At 58.2% G+C, this 17,571-nt stretch carries 14 protein-coding genes; 7 read left to right on the top strand and 7 right to left on the bottom strand.

What is annotated here, in order from left to right:
* Positions 1-39 precede the first annotated feature (39 nt).
* Both lysC and TERRO_RS11085 read right to left on the bottom strand, forming a co-directional pair.
* A complete protein-coding gene (gene lysC, locus TERRO_RS11080; protein ID WP_014786085.1) occupies positions 40-1,572 on the bottom strand; it encodes a lysine-sensitive aspartokinase 3 in 1,533 nt (510 codons plus the stop codon).
* 109 nt (positions 1,573-1,681) lie between these two features.
* Positions 1,682-3,133 (bottom strand): sensor histidine kinase, encoded by a 1,452-nt coding sequence (locus TERRO_RS11085; RefSeq protein ID WP_014786086.1) that lies wholly within the window; start codon positions 3,131-3,133, stop codon positions 1,682-1,684.
* A gap of 14 nt (positions 3,134-3,147) precedes the next feature.
* Between TERRO_RS11085 and TERRO_RS11090 the strand changes: the two genes are divergently transcribed.
* The 7 genes from TERRO_RS11090 to TERRO_RS11115 all read left to right on the top strand — a co-directional run bounded on the left by TERRO_RS11090 (position 3,148) and on the right by TERRO_RS11115 (position 11,939).
* Positions 3,148-4,281, top strand: coding sequence for a universal stress protein (locus TERRO_RS11090; protein WP_014786087.1), 1,134 nt, complete (start codon positions 3,148-3,150; stop codon positions 4,279-4,281).
* The gene (locus TERRO_RS11095) at positions 4,278-4,973 is read left to right on the top strand and encodes a response regulator transcription factor (RefSeq protein WP_014786088.1); all 696 of its coding nucleotides are present in this window, start codon (positions 4,278-4,280) and stop codon (positions 4,971-4,973) included. The genes TERRO_RS11090 and TERRO_RS11095 overlap by 4 nt, the downstream gene beginning before the upstream one ends.
* A gap of 456 nt (positions 4,974-5,429) precedes the next feature.
* Positions 5,430-5,516: a K(+)-transporting ATPase subunit F gene (gene kdpF / locus TERRO_RS23915; protein ID WP_081490632.1), complete on the top strand. Its 87-nt coding sequence runs from the start codon at positions 5,430-5,432 to the stop codon at positions 5,514-5,516.
* Positions 5,516-7,276: a potassium-transporting ATPase subunit KdpA gene (kdpA, locus tag TERRO_RS11100; protein ID WP_014786091.1), complete on the top strand. Its 1,761-nt coding sequence runs from the start codon at positions 5,516-5,518 to the stop codon at positions 7,274-7,276. Before kdpF ends, kdpA begins: the two co-directional genes overlap by 1 nt.
* A 32-nt stretch (positions 7,277-7,308) precedes the next feature.
* Entirely contained in the window at positions 7,309-9,345 is a 2,037-nt protein-coding gene (gene kdpB / locus TERRO_RS11105; protein ID WP_014786092.1) for a potassium-transporting ATPase subunit KdpB, read from the top strand.
* Positions 9,346-9,354: 9 nt separating this feature from the next.
* Positions 9,355-9,909: a potassium-transporting ATPase subunit KdpC gene (kdpC, locus tag TERRO_RS11110; protein ID WP_014786093.1), complete on the top strand. Its 555-nt coding sequence runs from the start codon at positions 9,355-9,357 to the stop codon at positions 9,907-9,909.
* A 161-nt stretch (positions 9,910-10,070) separates the two neighbouring features.
* Positions 10,071-11,939, top strand: a complete 1,869-nt coding sequence (locus TERRO_RS11115; RefSeq protein WP_014786094.1) for an APC family permease — start codon at positions 10,071-10,073, stop codon at positions 11,937-11,939.
* A 52-nt stretch (positions 11,940-11,991) separates the two neighbouring features.
* Here the strand turns inward: TERRO_RS11115 and TERRO_RS11120 are convergent, their stop codons facing one another.
* The 5 genes from TERRO_RS11120 to TERRO_RS11140 form a co-directional block, all read right to left on the bottom strand.
* A complete protein-coding gene (locus TERRO_RS11120) occupies positions 11,992-12,705 on the bottom strand; it encodes an SOS response-associated peptidase family protein (RefSeq protein ID WP_014786095.1) in 714 nt (237 codons plus the stop codon).
* Between the two features lie 32 nt (positions 12,706-12,737).
* The gene (locus tag TERRO_RS11125) at positions 12,738-12,953 is read right to left on the bottom strand and encodes a hypothetical protein (RefSeq protein ID WP_014786096.1); all 216 of its coding nucleotides are present in this window, start codon (positions 12,951-12,953) and stop codon (positions 12,738-12,740) included.
* 10 nt (positions 12,954-12,963) lie between these two features.
* Positions 12,964-13,230, bottom strand: a complete 267-nt coding sequence (locus TERRO_RS11130) for a hypothetical protein (protein WP_014786097.1) — start codon at positions 13,228-13,230, stop codon at positions 12,964-12,966.
* Between the two features lie 119 nt (positions 13,231-13,349).
* A complete protein-coding gene (locus TERRO_RS11135) occupies positions 13,350-14,870 on the bottom strand; it encodes an outer membrane beta-barrel protein (RefSeq protein ID WP_014786098.1) in 1,521 nt (506 codons plus the stop codon).
* A gap of 122 nt (positions 14,871-14,992) precedes the next feature.
* Positions 14,993-17,569, bottom strand: a complete 2,577-nt coding sequence (locus TERRO_RS11140) for an ABC transporter permease (RefSeq protein ID WP_014786099.1) — start codon at positions 17,567-17,569, stop codon at positions 14,993-14,995.
* Between the last annotated feature and the right edge of the window lie 2 nt (positions 17,570-17,571).

Raw genomic sequence — 17,571 nt, forward strand, 5'->3', positions numbered from 1 at the left:
TAAGAAGCCATCATGCCTCGTTGGAATGTAGAAGAGGCGTTACAGAACACCGGTGAGGGCAAGGCTTGCGGTGCTGTTCAGGCTCGCTGCCGTGGGGTGCATGGATGCATTCAGAGCGATAGCCCCGTCCGTATGGCCAAGGTCGAACACTGCCGGATCGGGGTTGGAGAAGAACTGCCTGTGAAGGGAACGGACCGCACTCTCCACAGCCGCGCCGTCAATCATGAAGCTCATATTGATGCCGTTGGCGCCTTGCGAGATCATGTCGAGGTTGATCTCTCGTACAGCCGAGAACACCTGCTCGGAAAGCCCCTTGTGGCCCTGAATGTTATCGCCGACCAGGCAGATGAGCGCCTTGCCTTCCTCAGTCCGCACCGCGGCAATCTCGGACAGGTCCGCGATGATCGCCGGCAGATCGTCCGTAGCATCGATGCTGACGGAGATACTCACTTCACTTGTAGAAACCATGTTGACCGCGCACGCGTATCGGTCTAAGACCTCAAACGAAGCCCTCAGAAAGCCATGCGACATCAGCATGCGCGAAGAGACGATGTGAATGATGGTGAGGTGCTTCTTTGCGGAGATGCTCTTCAGCGGGCTGGTGCTCCGAGGTGCAGAGGCAGTGATCTTGGTGCCCTCATTGGAAGAATCATGCGAGTTCAGCACCCACACCGGGATGTCCTTCTTGACTGCGGGAAGAATCGTCGATGGGTGCAGCACCTTTGCACCGAAGTAAGCAAGCTCCGCAGCCTCTTCAAAGCTGATCGTCCTGACTCGCAAAGCATCGGGACAGATCCGCGGATCGGTCGTCATGATGCCGTTCACATCCGTCCAGATCTCAATCCCCTCCGCATTCAAACCACTTCCTACCAGTGCAGCCGTGAAGTCACTGCCGCCACGCCCAAGAGTCGTCGTGATACCACCAGTAGTCGCACCGATAAAGCCACCCATGATCGGGATTGCGCCGACATCCAGCAGAGGCAGTACGTGCTCCAACAGTTTGGCTTCAATCAGCTCTGGCTGTGGGACTGCTCTGCCGTGATGACTGTTCGTGATGATGCAGGTGCGAGCGTCAACGTGTGCGCTGCTAATCCCGCGATGCTCGAAGGCATCCGCGACGATCCTGCTTGAGAGACGTTCGCCGTAGCTGCTGATCAGATCCGTAGTGCGCTTGGTCAGCTCACCAACAGCCGCCACACCGCGAAGAATGTCCTCGAGCTTGTTGAGATTTTCGTCAATCACCTTCGCGACTGCGTGAATGTTTCTTCCGACCAACTCTACAGCGGTATGAAGATGACGCACACGCAATGCCCTGCAGAGAGCCATCGCTTCGTCGACCTGATTGTTCGCCGCCGCTTCCGCCGCCAGCAACAACTGGTCCGTCACCTTTGCCAGCGCAGAGACGACGACCACGGGGCGCTGGCCCCGATCGCGTCTGCCCTTGACGATCGAGATAGTCCGTTTGATCGCAGCAGCATCCTGGACGGAGGTACCACCAAACTTCATCACGACGATCGGCGATTCTGAGTTGGTGCTCTTTCTCTGATCGCCCGCGCTTGATCCCTCGCTCATGACTCTCCTGTCGAGGGCTCAGTGCGATGCCGGCGACACAATCCATTTCAAACCTTCCGCCATAAGAAAGGCATAAGAACGGAAAAACAACTGAGACGATTCAAAAGCATCACAAACCCGCGTCTATAGGCAGCGAAAAGGTGAATACGGAGCCCTGACCAAGCTGGCTGGTAACGGTTAGCGTCCCGCCATGGGCGCTGATAATCGCCTTGCTGATGGCCAGTCCCATGCCAGTCCCCGCCACGCGATCTCCCTGGCTACGCCCGCGATAGAAGCGATCAAAGATCAGCGCAAGCTCGCTGGAATCGATACCCACGCCACGATCCGCAACGCTTACTTCCACGAAACGGCCCTCCAGCCGCGCGGAAAGAAAGATAGGCGATCCCTCGGGCGAGTACTTCTCTGCGTTTTCAATCAGATTGCAAAGGACCTTATGAACAAACTCAGGGTCGGCCGTCACGGCTGGTAACTGTGGCACCGGGGCGAGTGTCAGCGGGTGCCTGGAGGGGTCGACCAGACACGTGGCAGCGGCTGCATCAAGCATCTCGGCAACACTCGCGGGCTGGAAGGTCATGTGCACCTGCTGCGCGTCCAGTTGCGCCATCTCCGTTGCCTGCGACACGAGCAGGTTTAAACGATCACTCTCTTCGTTGATGATCTGCAGCAGCTCGATCCTGGCTTCTGCGGGCGTCTCCGTGTTAGCGAGCAGTGCGCTCGCGGCGCCTTTGATCGACGTCAATGGCGTTCGCAGTTCGTGTGTGATGGAGTCGATGATGAGGGTCCGCAGTCTCTCGCTCTGCCGGTTCGCTTCCCCCTTCGCCACGTTTTCCAGTGCCTGTGCACGATCAAGCGAAATGGAGACGAGTCCTCCGATGGTTTCGAGGCTTTCCCTTGAGAGGGATGCGCCCTGGATGCTGACAAGGCCCCTGGGCATGACTCCTACCTTCAGTGGAACTCGTGCTTCTCCCTGATCCGAGACGTCCACGTTGGGCAGGGTGAGCGCGAGCTGACGCAGGTGCGGTAGCTCAAATCCCGAAAAGGCGTGTAGACCGTGCTCGAAGAAACGGTCGCCGTCGAGCAGGAAGAGCACCACCGAGTTTGCACGCGTGACGCGCGCGATCAGCATGGGCAGCGAACTGACGAGGTTCCCCACGTCGTCGAGTTGAAGCAACTCGCGCCCCAGCTCAAATGAGAGCTCAACTTCACGCTGACGGGCAGTCGCCTCATCCGCTTCGTCACGTGCTCGTTGCGAAAGGCGGCTGCCGATAACCGACGTGGAGAGAAAGGCCAGCAAGGCCAGCCAGTTCTGCGAGTCGGCGATAGTGATGCTGCCGATGGGAGGCAGGAAGTAATAATTGTAAGCAGCCGTAGCGGCGACTGAGACTGCAACCGCGTAGCGAAGGCTGAAGTTCGCGGCCAATCCAAGGATCAGCAGGACCAATGTCAGCGCGACAGTGGTCTGATTCACATGCAGCCAGCGGCTGTACACGAGTACAATTCCGGCCAGAGCCGCGAAGGAAACGATCCAGCGAACGATCATAAGAAAGCGGCGCGAGTTCATGGGGTGGATTGTAGATGGTCGAAGCTGAGCGGAAAACACCAGAGGACTGGCTCGCCTCCAGCGACCAGGAGAAAAAGACCGGCCGCCTCAAGATCTTCTTGGGTTACGCGCCGGGCGTCGGCAAGACCTTCAGCATGCTGAGCGAGGGTATCCGGAGGCGGAGTCGTGGGGAGGATGTGGTCGTTGGCGTGGTTGAGACGCATGGCCGCCGCGGCACGGCTGAACTCAGCACAAAGCTGGAGGAGGTACCGCCGCGCGAACTGAACTATCGCGGCACAGTCTTTCGCGAGATGGACGTCGATGCCATCCTCGCGCGGGCTCCGCAGGTCGTGCTGGTGGATGAGCTTGCCCATACGAACGTTGAAGGCAGCCGATTCGCGAAGCGGTTTGAGGACGTCCTGCTGCTGCTGGAGAACAACATCGATGTCCTTTCGACGATCAACATTCAGCACATTGAAAGCCTTACACCACGTGTTCAATCCCTGACGGGCATCAGCGTTCGGGAGCAGGTTCCGGACTGGGTTCTGGATCGTGCGGACGAGATCGTCATCGCCGACCTCACACCCGAAGCGCTGGCGACCCGCATGCGCCGCGGCGATGTCTATCCCATGGAACGTGTGGAGCGTGCGCTTGCCAACTTCTTTCGTAAGGGGAACCTGATTGCGCTTCGCGAGATGGCCCTGCAAAAAGTGACGCGCGCGGTCGATCGCAATCTGGACGCTTACGTCCGGCGTAAGCGGCTGGGTGCGCATTGGACGGTCACAGAGCGCGTTGCGGTCTGCATCAGTTCCAACCCGCAGTCACGCGACCTGATCGCACGTGGTGCGCGTCTCGCAGAAGGACTTGGCGGCGAACTGTATGTGCTACATGTCGCGAGCGACCGCGACACGGAAGGACAGCGAAAGCTGACACTCGATTCGCATATCCAGTTCGCACAGAATCTGGGAGCGAATATCGTTCAGTTAGCGGGCAGCAGTGTTGCTACGGCCACTGCGGCGTATGTGAAGGAGCAGCGCATCACACAGGCTATCTTCGGAAGGTCCGCACTGCGCGGTTTCAGGAAGTACTTGTACTACCTTGCGATAGGAAAATTTATGTCAGAAGCACCGCATGTCGATCTACACATCATCACGCAGGATCCCGAATGAGCCGTGTCCTGATAGTGGATGACGAACCACAGATCCTGCGCATGCTGCGCGCATCACTGACTGTGAACGGCTACGAAGTTGTCAGCGCAAAAAACGGACTGGAAGGCTTCACAGCATTCGAGCAGTTGCAGCCCGACCTGATTATCACCGACATGAGTATGCCGGTGATGGATGGGCTTTCGTTGACACGAGAGATCCGCCGGATCTCAAAGGTTCCAATCATTATCCTGAGCGTGCGCAACATGGAGCCGCTGAAGGTGGATGCACTGGATGCCGGCGCGGATGACTACGTCACGAAACCGTTCACGATGCCGGAGCTACTGGCGCGCGTGCGTGCAAATCTTCGCCGTGTCACCGACGCGGAGGCGGAACCCGAGGACGCCTTGCAGGAGGGCGACTTCTCGATGGACTTTCGCACGCGGACCGTCGCAGTTCGAAAGAACACGGTCCATCTGACTCCCAAGGAATTCGATCTGCTGCACTTCTTCCTGAAGTCGCCGGATCGTGTGCTGACACATCGTGCGCTGGCAGAGGCGGTGTGGGGGACTGTGAGCGATGGCCAGACCGAGAACCTGCGTGTGCTGGTGGCGCAAGTCCGTCGCAAGATCGAAGACAAGGATCATCGCTACGTCATCAGCGAGCCATGGGTCGGTTATGCGCTGCGGGTGAACGGCACCAAAAGCTCCTTATGACTTCTTAATGTCTTTCTTACGGACTTCTTACAGGCTCCCGCATTGGAATAGGCGGTGGAGTCGATACGATGTCTGCAGCAGTTGTGACGCTCGTGAGTCTGCGATCAAAGGTTGCGTTCCCTTGCGGCATGCAACCGGATCGCGCACCCGACTCTCTGGGAAAGTCGCAACTCTGCGCAACGCTTAGCGCCCACAAAGACAATCCACAACATGGTCTCCACCCGTACCTGGCCCTCCCGGCCATGCGTGAGATCACTGCGCCCCGACACACCCTCTTCATGCCCGCATTGCCGGCAACTGGGCTGCATGAAGGTGGCTACGCCGAATCTCCACTTGGCATAACGAAGGAAAGGAATCACCCATGCTCGACGTGTTAGCGATAGCACTCTTGTTCCTCTTATTTGGCGCGTGCCTGTTGTATCTGCGTGGCTGCGCCAGCCTGAAGGGCGGCCGCTGATGGCTCTGAATCTTGTGCTGTTGTTCCTGGCTGGCGCTCTTATGGCCTACCTGATTTACGCGTTGCTTCGCCCGGAGAAATTCTGATGTCTCTCAATGGATGGCTGCAGATCGCAGTGTTCATCGCGGCTGTACTGGTCCTGGCTAAACCCATGGGCAGCTTCATGACGAGCGTCTTCGAGCGCCGTCGTACTTTCCTTGATCCCGTACTTGTGCCGTGTGAACGCCTTCTCTATCGCGTGACGGGTGTAAACCCGGACGAAGAGATGAACTGGATGCAGTATGGAGTGGCCATGCTGATCTTCAGCGCGGCCAGCCTGGCTTTGACTTACGTCGTGCAGCGACTGCAGAACGTACTACCGCTGAACACACAGCACCTGCCCGGCGTCCCTGCCGATCTTGCGTTCAACACCGCCGTCTCTTTCACGACGAACACAAACTGGCAGTCGTACGTGCCAGAGACGACCATGAGCTATCTCACGCAGATGCTGGGCCTGGCAACGCATAACTTCTGGTCTGCTGCTGCGGGCCTGGCGCTGGCAATCGCGTTTATTCGTGGCATCGCACGTCGCGAAGCGAAGACGCTGGGTAACTTCTGGGTCGATCTGACGCGGGGCACCTTCTGGGTACTGTTGCCGCTCTCCGTCATCTTCGCGATGGTACTGGTGTCGCAGGGCGTTGTGCAGAACCTGAAGTCTTATGACACGGTGAAGTTACTGGAACCGCAAAAAGTTACCGGTACCGATGGCAAGACATCGACCGTAACAACGCAGACCATTGCGCAGGGCCCCGTGGCGTCTCAAGAAGCGATCAAGATGCTGGGGACAAATGGTGGCGGCTTCTTCAACGCGAACAGCGCGCATCCATTCGAGAATCCCACGCCACTTACCAACTTCCTGCAGATGCTTTCCATTTTCCTGATCCCTGCGGGACTCACGGTAACGCTTGGGCAGATGGTCGGTTCGCCGAAGCATGGATGGGCGGTGCTGGCGGCGATGACGGTGCTGTGGTTTGCCGGTGTCTTCACCGTCTTCTGGGCGGAGGCCAAGGGCAATCCTCAGTTCGCGAATGTTGACCAGCACGTGTCCATGCAGCAGGCCGGCGGCAACATGGAAGGCAAGGAAGTTCGCTTCGGCATCGCCAACTCTGCGCTGTTTGCAACGGTGACCACCGACGCAAGCTGTGGCGCTGTGAACAGCATGCATGACAGCTTCACGCCGCTTGGTGGGCTGGTTCCTTTGACGAACATCCTGCTTGGTGAGATCGTCTTTGGCGGTGTGGGAGCGGGCATGTACGGCATGCTGGTCTTCGTGATCGTCGCGGTGTTCATCGCGGGCTTGATGGTCGGTCGAACACCGGAGTACTTGGGCAAGAAAATCGAGTCGTATGACGTCCAGATGGCAATGCTTTACCTGTTGATCTTTCCGCTGATCATTCTTGGTCTGGCTGCAATCGGTCTTCGAACTCCAGCGGGACTGGCAGGCCTGGCAAATCATGGACCTCACGGGTTGTCGGAAGTTCTGTATGCGTACACCTCTGCCACAGGTAACAACGGCTCTGCATTTGCGGGACTGAGTGCCAACACGCATTGGTATAACTTCACGCTCGGCATCGCTATGTTCGCAGGACGTTTCCTGATGATCGTTCCGATGCTCGCGATCGCTGGCAATCTGGCCGCGAAGAAGATTACGCCTGCAACCGCTGGCACATTCCCCGTCACGACACCGCTTTTCACCGTGCTGCTGACAGGTTTGATTGTCATCGTTGGCGCGCTGACGTTCTTCCCGGTGCTGAGCCTTGGCCCCATCCTGGAGCACCTGCTACTTCGCGCGGGACACCTGTTCTAAACGTTCGTTGACGCGGACAAGGAAAGATAGACATGGCAACTCAAAAGAAGTCCTTATTTGACCGGGCGATTGTGAAACGAGCATCGGTGGATGCATTCGTGAAGCTGCATCCCCGCGGCATGATGAAGAATCCCGTGATGTTCGTTGTGGAGATCGGCAGCGTACTCACGACCATTCTGCTAATCGCAAACATGGCGACGCACACCGGCCACTTCCGTTTTGATGTGCAGATCACCCTGTGGCTCTGGTTCACCGTACTGTTCGCGAATTTCGCAGAGGCGATGGCGGAGGGCCGTGGCAAAGCGCAGGCTGATGCGCTGCGTCTCGCAAAGTCGGAGACAACGGCCTATCGCGTCGACAAGAGCGGCGCTGTCGAGGAGATCCCAAGTTCGCAGCTGCGCGTGAACGATGTGGTCCGCGTCGTTGCGGGACAGATGGTCCCGGGCGATGGTGAAGTAATCCAGGGCGTTGCTTCTGTGGATGAGTCTGCAATTACAGGCGAGTCCGCTCCAGTGATCCGCGAGGCAGGCGGTGATCGTTCCGCAGTGACTGGTGGCACGCGAGTGCTTAGCGACGTCATCGAGGTTCGCATCACATCCAATCCCGGCGAGACCTTCCTCGATCGTATGATTGCGCTGGTTGAGGGTGCTGAGCGGCAGAAGACACCGAACGAGATCGCTCTGAATATTCTGCTTGCAGGATTGACGATCATCTTTCTGCTGGCGGTAGTGACACTGCAGCCCTTTGCACAGTACTCCGGTGCGCCGCAGACGATCTTTGTTTTGATCTCACTGCTGGTCTGCCTCATCCCCACAACCATTGGCGGCCTGCTCTCAGCCATCGGTATCGCGGGTATGGATCGACTGGTGCAGCACAACGTTCTTGCTACTTCGGGACGTGCTGTGGAAGCAGCTGGCGACGTCAATACCTTGCTGCTTGATAAGACGGGCACTATCACCATTGGCAATCGCCAGGCATCGGAGTTTATCCCGGCACCCGGGGTATCCGCAGAGCAGCTTGCCGATGCCGCACAACTCTCTTCCCTGCCCGATGAAACGCCGGAGGGCCGCTCTATTGTGGTGCTTGCGAAGGAGAAGTACGGGCTTCGCGGACGCGAGCTGGGGCAGATGAATGCGGAGTTCGTTCCCTTCTCTGCAACGACGCGCATGAGCGGTATTGAAGTCGACGGTCGCAGCATCCGTAAGGGTGCGGTCGATGCGATTGCTCGCTATCTGCAGGAGCATGGCAGTGCCATGCATGATGAGGTTCGCAGTGCAGTGGAGATGGTCGCGAATAGTGGCGGCACACCTCTGGTGGTCGCAGAGAACGGTCGTGTGCTGGGCGTCATTCACCTGAAGGATGTTGTGAAGGGCGGCATGAAGGAGCGCTTCGAACAACTGCGCGCCATGGGTATTCGCACGGTCATGATCACGGGCGATAACCCGCTGACGGCAGCGGCCATTGCGCGTGAGGCTGGTGTGGATGACTTCCTGGCAGAAGCCAAGCCGAAGGACAAGATGGACCTCATCAAACGCGAGCAGGCGGAGGGCAAGCTGGTTGCGATGACGGGCGATGGCACCAATGACGCGCCCGCTCTTGCTCAGGCTGACGTAGGCGTCGCCATGAACTCCGGTACGCAGGCTGCAAAAGAAGCCGGCAACATGGTGGATCTGGACAGCAACCCTACCAAGCTGATCGAGATCGTTGCTATCGGCAAGCAGTTGCTGATGACACGCGGCGCGTTGACGACGTTCTCCATTGCGAACGATGTGGCAAAGTACTTCGCGATTATCCCTGCGATGTTTGCCGGGGTGTTCCCGGTGCTGAATGCGCTCAACATCATGCATCTGCACAACTCGGAATCGGCTGTGCTGTCGGCCATCATCTTCAACGCGTTGATCATCGTGGGACTTATCCCACTGGCACTGCGTGGAGTATCGTATCGGCCGCTATCCGCTGCTGCACTGCTGCAGAGAAATCTACTGGTTTACGGCGTAGGCGGCATTGTGGTGCCGTTCATCGGCATCAAGCTCATCGACATGCTCGTTACCGCGATGCATCTCGCATAGGACACTTATATGAAGAAGCAAATCATTACGGCTTGTCTCTACACCGTCATCACTGCGGTCCTGCTGGGCATCCTTTATCCACTTGCCATCACTGGTCTTTCGCGACTGCTGTTCCGTGACAAGGCTGATGGTCAACTGGTGCAGCGCAACGGTGAGCTCATCGGCTCACGGCTGATCGGTCAGCCGTTCACTGGCGCCGGCTACTTCCACAGTCGCCCTTCCGCGGCTGGCGCGGGGTACGACGCTGGCAATTCCAGCGGATCGAACCTGGGGCCGTCTACAAAGACTCTGATCGATCGTGTGAACGCCAGCACGGCGGCTGAATCGAATGGTGCTCCAGTACCCGTGGATCTGGTGACTACCTCTGGATCGGGTCTGGATCCGGACCTTTCCCCCGCGGCGGCCCTCTACCAGGTTCCTCGTGTTGCGAAGGAGAGGCATATCCCTGAGGCAGATTTGACGGCGATAGTTCGGAAAAGCGTCATCCCGCGTCAGTTTGGCCTGCTGGGAGAGCCGAGAGTCAATGTCCTGCAGTTGAATCTTGCTTTGGATCAGGCACGCTAAAGATGCTTCGCAAGCCGCTGGTCGATTGATCAGCGGCGCTGAAGCAACGGGCTGGCGATATCGACTGCGTCAAAGCCAAAGCTGTATCTTTACGACTTTCTTATGCGGGTGTGGGCTCTAATACTCTTTGACCTCCCCGGTCCTTGAGGCTCTCCCTTCGCATGCGATTGTTCGACCTTCTTCTAGGAAAACCGCTGGCGACCAGCGATGCACACAATGAACATATAGGCGTTGCAGCCGGCATCCCGATCTTTGGCCTGGATGGACTCACGAGCGCCGCCTACGGTCCGGAACAGGCCATGGCGATCCTCGTCCCGCTTGGCCTGCTTGGCGTGCAACAGCATCTGCTGCCTATCTTTGGCGCGATCCTGGTTCTGCTGGCGATTCTGTACTTCAGCTATCGCCAGACCATCGAGGCCTATCCCAACGGTGGTGGATCCTTCACCGTAGCCAGCGAGAACCTTGGCGATGGCGCGGGCCTGCTTGCGGCTGCTGCGCTGATGATTGACTACATCCTCACCGCGGCTGTGGGTGTGTCCGCAGGTGTGACGGCCCTGGTGAGTGCAGTGCCCCGGCTCCATCCGCATCAGCTTGCGCTGTGCCTGCTGATTCTGATGATCATTGTCCTGATCAACCTGCGCGGCGTGAAGGAGTCTGGTTTTGTCTTCATGCTGCCGACGTTTCTCTTTGTGGGGACGTTGTTGGCGACCGTTGCTGTCGGCGTCTGGCACACCTATGCCGCGCACGGACATCCCATTCCTTTGGCAGCTCCGCCGCCGCCCATCTCCGCGACCATGCAGTACGTCACAATCTGGCTGCTGCTCAAGGCGTTTGCCAGTGGGTGCGCTGCCATGACGGGCGTCGAGGCCGTGTCGAACGGTGTCACTGCCTTCAAGGAACCGAAGTCGAAGCGGGCGAACCACGCGCTCACCGTCATTATCGGTCTGCTTTTCACCATGCTCGCAGGCCTGGCTTACGTCGCGCGTGCTTATGGCGTGACCGCTATGGATTCGGGCGATGCAGCTTACCAGAGTGTGCTGTCGATTGAAGTAGCTGCTGTCTTCGGTCGGGGGTGGTTCTACTTCCTTACGATGGGCAGCGTCCTTGCCGCGCTCAGCTTTAGCGCCAATACAGCGTTTGCCGACTTCCCGCGCATGGCTCGTGCGATTGCTTTGAAGGACTACATGCCGCGCGTCTTCCTATTGCGCGGACGACGACTTCTCTTCTCGCACGGCATCTATGCTCTGACCGGCTTCACGGCTCTGCTGCTTATCATCTTCAACGGCGTAACCGATCGACTGATTCCGCTCTATGCCATCGGCGCTTTCCTCGCCTTTACGCTTAGCCAGGCCGGCATGGTTCGTCACTGGATGAAATGCACGGACGCAAAGCATCGCCACATCAAGATGTTCCTAAACGGACTTGGCGCCGTCGCAACCGGCATTACGCTATTAGTGGTATTAGTGGCCAAGTTCACCTCGGGCGCGTGGATCACGGCGCTGCTGGTGCCTGCCATCATCTGGCTCATGCACGGCATCAAGCATCACTACACCCGTATCAATCACGAGACAGCTGATCCTGAGCCGCTGCGCTTCACCGATCTTGAGCAGCCATTGGTCGTGATCCCCGTTGCCCGCTGGGACAAGATCACTGAAAAGGCTGTACGCTTCGGGCTGGTGATGAGCCAGGATGTGAAGATCGTAACCGTCGAGACCGATACGGACAGCGGCTTCGACGAGACTTGGGAACGCATGGTCATGGGTCCGATTCGCGCCCACGATGGACCAGTGCCGGAGATGGTGCAGGTCAAGAGTACGTACCGAACCGTCATCACGCCGCTCATGGACTACATCCTGAGCCTCGAAAAGGACTATCCCAAACGGAAGATAGCCGTGCTGATCCCCGAACTGGTAGTTAAGCACTGGTGGGAAAACCTGCTGCACAATCAACGGACGCAGATGTTGAAGTTGCTGCTGCTTGTGCGCGGCAATCGACGTATCGTGGTCGTCAATATTCCCTGGTACTTGTGAGTACCTGACGCTCGAGCACTTTGTCGCTTGCAACGAACGGACTGTGGCCCGATCAGGCCACGGTCCGTTCTGTTTGAGGCCGCACCCCGGCAAGTTCCAGGTGCATGTCCACAGGACCGGGCATCATCTTCCAATTTCGAAGTTGCGCAGAGGACAGTGGTCGCATGAGGTCGACAGGTTCCTTCCCCTCCTCTTTCGCGATGCGAAGCCAGCGATCCAGATCCGCCGCATCCGTCAGCGCTACGGGCAGCCGTTCGAAGAGCGTGCTCAAGATCGGCGTTACAAGTGCCGTCACGATGGCAAAGCTCTCGACAGCGTGCCCCTGATCGTTGGTCCACGTCTCCCACACACCTGCAATCCCGAATAGACCGCCACATTCAAGCGCGAAGGAACACTGCTGCTCGATCTCCGTCGAGAGGTGACGGCGTTCGTGCAGCACAGTGGCTGGTATGACGCAGCGGCGACGACGAAAGGCGCTACGGAAGCACGAGTCGCACGTCATCGCTTCCGCATGCGCTTCGGAACGCTGCTCTGCACCACGCTCATCGCACGCGTAGGACGGCACTAACCCCTCGCGCATCCAGACGATCTCCCGACGCGATGTTGTGGGGGAGATCCTGACCACGGGGTGGAATTTAACGCTTCTCTGCTGGTGTCTTAGCGAAGCCATTGACTCGATCGATGCGATGGTAGCCACCGTCGATTCAACGCCGGCCCACGCTGCGAGATGAGTCCAGTCCTGCTGCATTTCAAATCTTTGGAACATATATGCCTCCCGGGCACACTCATGTTGGCGACCTAATAGGCTTCGGTGAGATATCGCCACAAGACAACGACGATCATGCCGGCGACCGCAGTCAACAACAGAATGCCGAGGAGCTCTGCTCGTAGATCTGCTTTTTCGGGAAAGTCGACACGGTCCGAACGATGCCGCCTTCCTGCGAAGGCAAGAAAGATACGATCGCCAACGCCACGCTTGATCGCCGAAGTCTTATGCAGTTTTTCGTTGGGCATCGGGACTCTCCTACGGACGCTGAAGGGCACGAACGATACAGACGGCGAAGAAAGACGCGAACATCAGGAAGAGGCTGCCGCAGGCACGCGCACGGCTGGCATTAAAGCTCCCTTCCTGTACGCATTCCAGGGCACGTTCCCGTTCGATGAGGACGGAAAGACAGGGCGCCGCGCAATCAGGACGCAGTAGCATGGCTCCGGCCAGGTACAAAAGAACGACTCCAAGTGCCGCTCCGCCGTATGCGAGGATGTCGACGAAAATAAGACCTGACATCATGGCTTTCTCCAGTGTTAGTAGCAGACCTAGCGCCGCCATAACTATCGTGTGCGAGTGAGCGTCGCGGCGACATGAAAAGAGACAGGAGAGCCTGGGTGCCGGCGCTCCTGACCTCTCGACTAGAACTTGTAGATGAGGTCCGCGCCCACGAAGAACTGGTTGCGAGCCGTGCCGTTGTTGTAGCCCCGCATGTCCCAGGAATGATCAAAGCGGATTTCGGGACGAAGCACGATCGTGCTGCCGATGTACTTCGTCGCGTACAAAGTGTTCTCGGTGTACTTGCCTGCAATACCTGTGCGCTGTCCCTTCTTGTCGTTCAGAAGGTCCGAGCGGAAACCCACAGCCAGCTTCGAGTTGATCTCACGATTGATATAGTTCACGATCGCGTACTCCGGTGCCGTACAACGCAGTTGGCCGGCTGCACACTTCGCACCATTGGCGCCCGTCTCGGTCGGCACAGGGTTGGCTACATTGCCTGCCACGTTAGGTACTTCGCGCTGATACATGTACCAGGCCTCCGTTGCCATGTGCCACTTGGCATTGAAGCGGTGGTACCAGGTCATGTCGTAGTCCTGCAGGTTGTTGTACGCGTACTTTCCATCGTTGATGCCGTTGGCACATGCATAGAAGTTGTCATGGTTCGTCTTCGTCGAATAGTTGAGACACGCGATGCCCGAAGCTTTTCGATCATCTGACCAGATCGCCACGTCATGCCCCGCAGACACTCCGAGTTGCACCAGCCACTGCTTACTCAGCTTCAACGTCCCAATGATGCCCGTGTCCGTGAAGGGATCGATCGTATAAAGCAATGAGTGCGTCATGTTGTAGTTATTGGGCGCCAGCTGCGCTTCTATGCCCGGAACGGACAGGAAGCGACCAATCCGGATATTGAGGCCTTCCTTCACGGGGAAGTAAAGGTCCGCATATTCCAGTACCGGATCAAAGCCGTAACGACGATTCTTTTGCAGCAGTTGCTGACTGAAGTAATCCTTCGCCGTCGTGAAGCGGTAGTCATTACCGTAGAGCGCTGTGAAGTGGTAGCCGAAGTCGAAGTGTTTCTTCTGTACCGTGTCTGGCAGGCGCTCCACATAGATGACGGCCTGATTCAAGACAACGCTATTCGGAAAGACATCATAAGACACAGGAAAATTATTCGATCCCGACGTGCTCGCATTGAAGCTTGGTGCGATCCATCCATAGATCTTTGTCCGCGAGTTCTGTAACTTCAGGGCCGTCATCAACGGATATACGTTGGAGTCGGGGACACCGAGCAGTGGCGATCCGCCATAGCCCCAATCGGAGCTGGGAAAGGGCGCCGAGTCTAGCGGTGCATCCAATGCGCGGCGAACAGCTGGCGGAGTCGCCGGCGCTGTACCGGCCCAGTCCTGCCCATAAAAATGACCAAGGCGACGAAAGAAGTTGCCACCGGAAGAGGGGGCCTCGCCCGCGGCGGCACCGCCCTGCGGCGGTTTGCCTTCAACCACATCGGATGAACCATCCAAGACGTCCGTAGACACTACAGAGCTACTCATCTGGTTGACGGCCGTCTGTGCCTGCATGTTGATGGGGTACTGCAGAAATGCTGCGGTCGTCGCTACGGTTGCGTAGAGCGCCAGCGTGGAAATCTTTGTGCTTCGCATACTTCTCCGTTCAGCGCCGCCGGGGGTTGTAAATCCAGCAGCGCCATAACGAATGCTAGGCTTTAGGGCCCTAAGAAAGCCGTAAGGAAGTCATCAAAAGTCCATAAGGAAAAGGGAGCCAGTTACTCCTCGCGCAGTACTTCCAAGGGCTTTTGACCAAGGACACGAAAGCTGGCAAGCCATCCTGTCGCAACCGTAAGCAGTGCAACGCCTAGAAGCGCGCACACATTGATCAACGTCAGGAAGTGATAGTCGAGGTCGAGCTGTCGCAGAACGATTCGCGTCGTCAGGTTCGCAAAGATCAGGCCGACAAATCCAGCGATAAGGCCCAGCGTTGCAAACTCAATCGAGAAGATCGCGGCGATGCGTGATCGCGTGGCTCCCAAGGTCTTGAGGACGACAACCTCGCGAATGCGCCGGTACCGCGTGCCAGCGATGGCACTGGCAAGAATCACAAGTCCCGCAAAGATTGAGAAGCCCGCGAGGAACTGCACGACCAGCGACACCTGCAACAGCACACCACGCAGCGTCTCCATAGCCTGCGCCACGTTGATGACGGTAACCGTGGGATACTTCGCGTACAAAGCCCTCTGCAGTTCGCCCACCTGATCGGGGTTTGCATGCACACCGCCGTACCAGACCGTGGGCAACGACGCGAGCGGTGTACGTGGCAACAGAAACTCCGCGCGCGAAAAAGCATGCTGGCCATCGGATTTGATGATGGCCGCCACCGTTGCGTCTACCGGATGGTCGGGATCGCCGGGTGCAGCAAACAAGATGTGCGATCCAACATCAACGCCAAGCCTCTGCGCCATACGCTGCCCGATAGCAAGCTTCGCAAGCGGCTCGCCCGGCTGCCAGAAGGCACCGCGAACGACCTTCGTGCCCGGCGGAAAGTTGTCGGTCCACGTGATCGAAATCGACTGCAGCATGCGCTTGGGAAAGTTCTGCAGCTTCAGGTCGGCCGCGGGCGTTCCGTTAACGGACAAGATGCGCGAAGCGATGACCGGCAGCATCTCCGCTTCCCCTCGCACCGACGGCTGCGTCTTCAACAACGCACGCACACCGTCGATCTCACTGGGTGAGATGTCGATGAGGAAGACGTTCGGTAACGTCGGTTGTGTGGACAGCTTCAGTTCCTTGATGAGCGCATGCGACAGAAAGAAGACGCTGGCAATCTGCATCACACCAAGCCCAACTGCAGCCAGCAACGCCGCGGAAGGATTGCCGGGCCGATACAAGTTCGCAAGTCCATGGCGCACAACCGGTGTCAGGGAAGAACGCGTTCCGCGCAGGAGCACGCGCAACCCGGCAAGAACCAGCGTCGAAGTGATCAGCAGAACCAGCAGCACCGCAGCCAACCCGCCCGTAAAGACGCGGCCGACTGCCTTCGAGTCCGACAGCGTCGTCGCAATTAACGTGATGCCGACAAGGATAAGGATGCCCGCAACGATCTGCGCGCCGGAGCGACGGATCTTTGCAAGAAAGCCACTTACTGCGCTGCCATCGCCTGCATCATCCACCGTGCGGCGCAGAATGAGGATAGGCCGCACGTTGCGGATATCCAGCAGTGGCGGCATGGTGAACAGCAGCGTGGTCAGCAATCCGGTGGCAAGTCCCGCAAAGATCGCCGATGCCGCAATGTGCAGCTCCGGCGTAACGCCCAGCAACTTCGCCAGCAGCAGCGGCAGCACCAGTTGCACGCCAACACCAAGCACCACGCCAACGACACCACCCAGCAGACCAAGCAGCAGCGTCTGCAGCAGGTAGATGCGCAGAATGTGCGATGACCGAGCGCCCAACGACTTCATGATGGCGATGGAATCCATGCGCTGTAACAGGTGTGTGCGCATCGCCATGGCGACACCCACAGCTCCCAGCACAAGCGCTACCAGCGATACCAAGGACAGCACGCCCGTCGCACGATCAAGCGCCATGGTGATGGCAGGATTCGTCTCGCGATAGTCCGTCACCTGCGACTCCGGCAGGATCGTCTCAAGCTGCGCCTTCAGCCGCACCACATCGCGGTCGTTCTTCACCGGCAGCTTGAAGAGGTAACGCTGCCCGGCACGCGAACCCGGCGCCAGCAGGTGTGTACTCTCCAACTGGTCCTGCGTCAGTAGGATGCGCGGCCCCGCAGCGAACGATCCGGAGAGACGATCCGGCTCGCTCAACACGATCGACGAGATGCGCAGCTTCGCATCGCCAAGCTGGATGCGGTCACCCGTATGCAGCTTCAGGCGAATCAGCAGGTCTTCACCGACCGCAACGTTGTCTCCTCCGACGGCCTGCGTCAGCGGCATAGATGGCTTCAGATCGACCACGCCATAAAACGGATAAGCCGAGGTGTCGATCGCCTTGAGCGCAACCAGCAGCGGATCAAGCGAGTTGGCCGCAGTCGCCATGCCGGCCATTTCTGTAATAGGCGTCATGCGGACGCCGCCGGTCTTCAGGGCATCCAGCTTCGCAATCTGCGAGGCGTCCGGCTGTTGAAACATGCGTGCCGAAAGGTCACCGGCAAGGATAGAGCGAGCACGCACCAGCAGTGTCTGCCGAAATGCCGATGAGAATCCTCGCACGCCCGTCAGGGCCGCAACCCCAATCGCAACCGACAGGATGACAAAGAAGAACTTTCCGCGTGACGATCGCAGCTCGCGCGAAGCGATGCGGGCTGCCGTAGTCCATGAGAGCGCGGCCACCG

This window comes from Terriglobus roseus DSM 18391, from assembly GCF_000265425.1.
GTDB lineage: Bacteria > Acidobacteriota > Terriglobia > Terriglobales > Acidobacteriaceae > Terriglobus > Terriglobus roseus.

What these genes read in the sequence shown, in the direction of transcription:
- kdpF (WP_081490632.1), top strand. Translation starts at nt 5,430, where the DNA reads ATGGCTCTGAATCTTGTGCTGTTGTTCCTGGCTGGCGCTCTTATGGCC.
- TERRO_RS11085 (WP_014786086.1), bottom strand. Translation starts at nt 3,133, where the DNA reads ATGAACTCGCGCCGCTTTCTTATGATCGTTCGCTGGATCGTTTCCTTC.
- kdpA (WP_014786091.1), top strand. Translation starts at nt 5,516, where the DNA reads ATGTCTCTCAATGGATGGCTGCAGATCGCAGTGTTCATCGCGGCTGTA.
- TERRO_RS11115 (WP_014786094.1), top strand. Translation starts at nt 10,071, where the DNA reads ATGCGATTGTTCGACCTTCTTCTAGGAAAACCGCTGGCGACCAGCGAT.
- TERRO_RS11090 (WP_014786087.1), top strand. Translation starts at nt 3,148, where the DNA reads ATGGTCGAAGCTGAGCGGAAAACACCAGAGGACTGGCTCGCCTCCAGC.
- kdpC (WP_014786093.1), top strand. Translation starts at nt 9,355, where the DNA reads ATGAAGAAGCAAATCATTACGGCTTGTCTCTACACCGTCATCACTGCG.
- TERRO_RS11135 (WP_014786098.1), bottom strand. Translation starts at nt 14,870, where the DNA reads ATGCGAAGCACAAAGATTTCCACGCTGGCGCTCTACGCAACCGTAGCG.
- TERRO_RS11125 (WP_014786096.1), bottom strand. Translation starts at nt 12,953, where the DNA reads ATGCCCAACGAAAAACTGCATAAGACTTCGGCGATCAAGCGTGGCGTT.
- TERRO_RS11120 (WP_014786095.1), bottom strand. Translation starts at nt 12,705, where the DNA reads ATGTTCCAAAGATTTGAAATGCAGCAGGACTGGACTCATCTCGCAGCG.
- TERRO_RS11095 (WP_014786088.1), top strand. Translation starts at nt 4,278, where the DNA reads ATGAGCCGTGTCCTGATAGTGGATGACGAACCACAGATCCTGCGCATG.
- lysC (WP_014786085.1), bottom strand. Translation starts at nt 1,572, where the DNA reads ATGAGCGAGGGATCAAGCGCGGGCGATCAGAGAAAGAGCACCAACTCA.
- TERRO_RS11130 (WP_014786097.1), bottom strand. Translation starts at nt 13,230, where the DNA reads ATGATGTCAGGTCTTATTTTCGTCGACATCCTCGCATACGGCGGAGCG.
- kdpB (WP_014786092.1), top strand. Translation starts at nt 7,309, where the DNA reads ATGGCAACTCAAAAGAAGTCCTTATTTGACCGGGCGATTGTGAAACGA.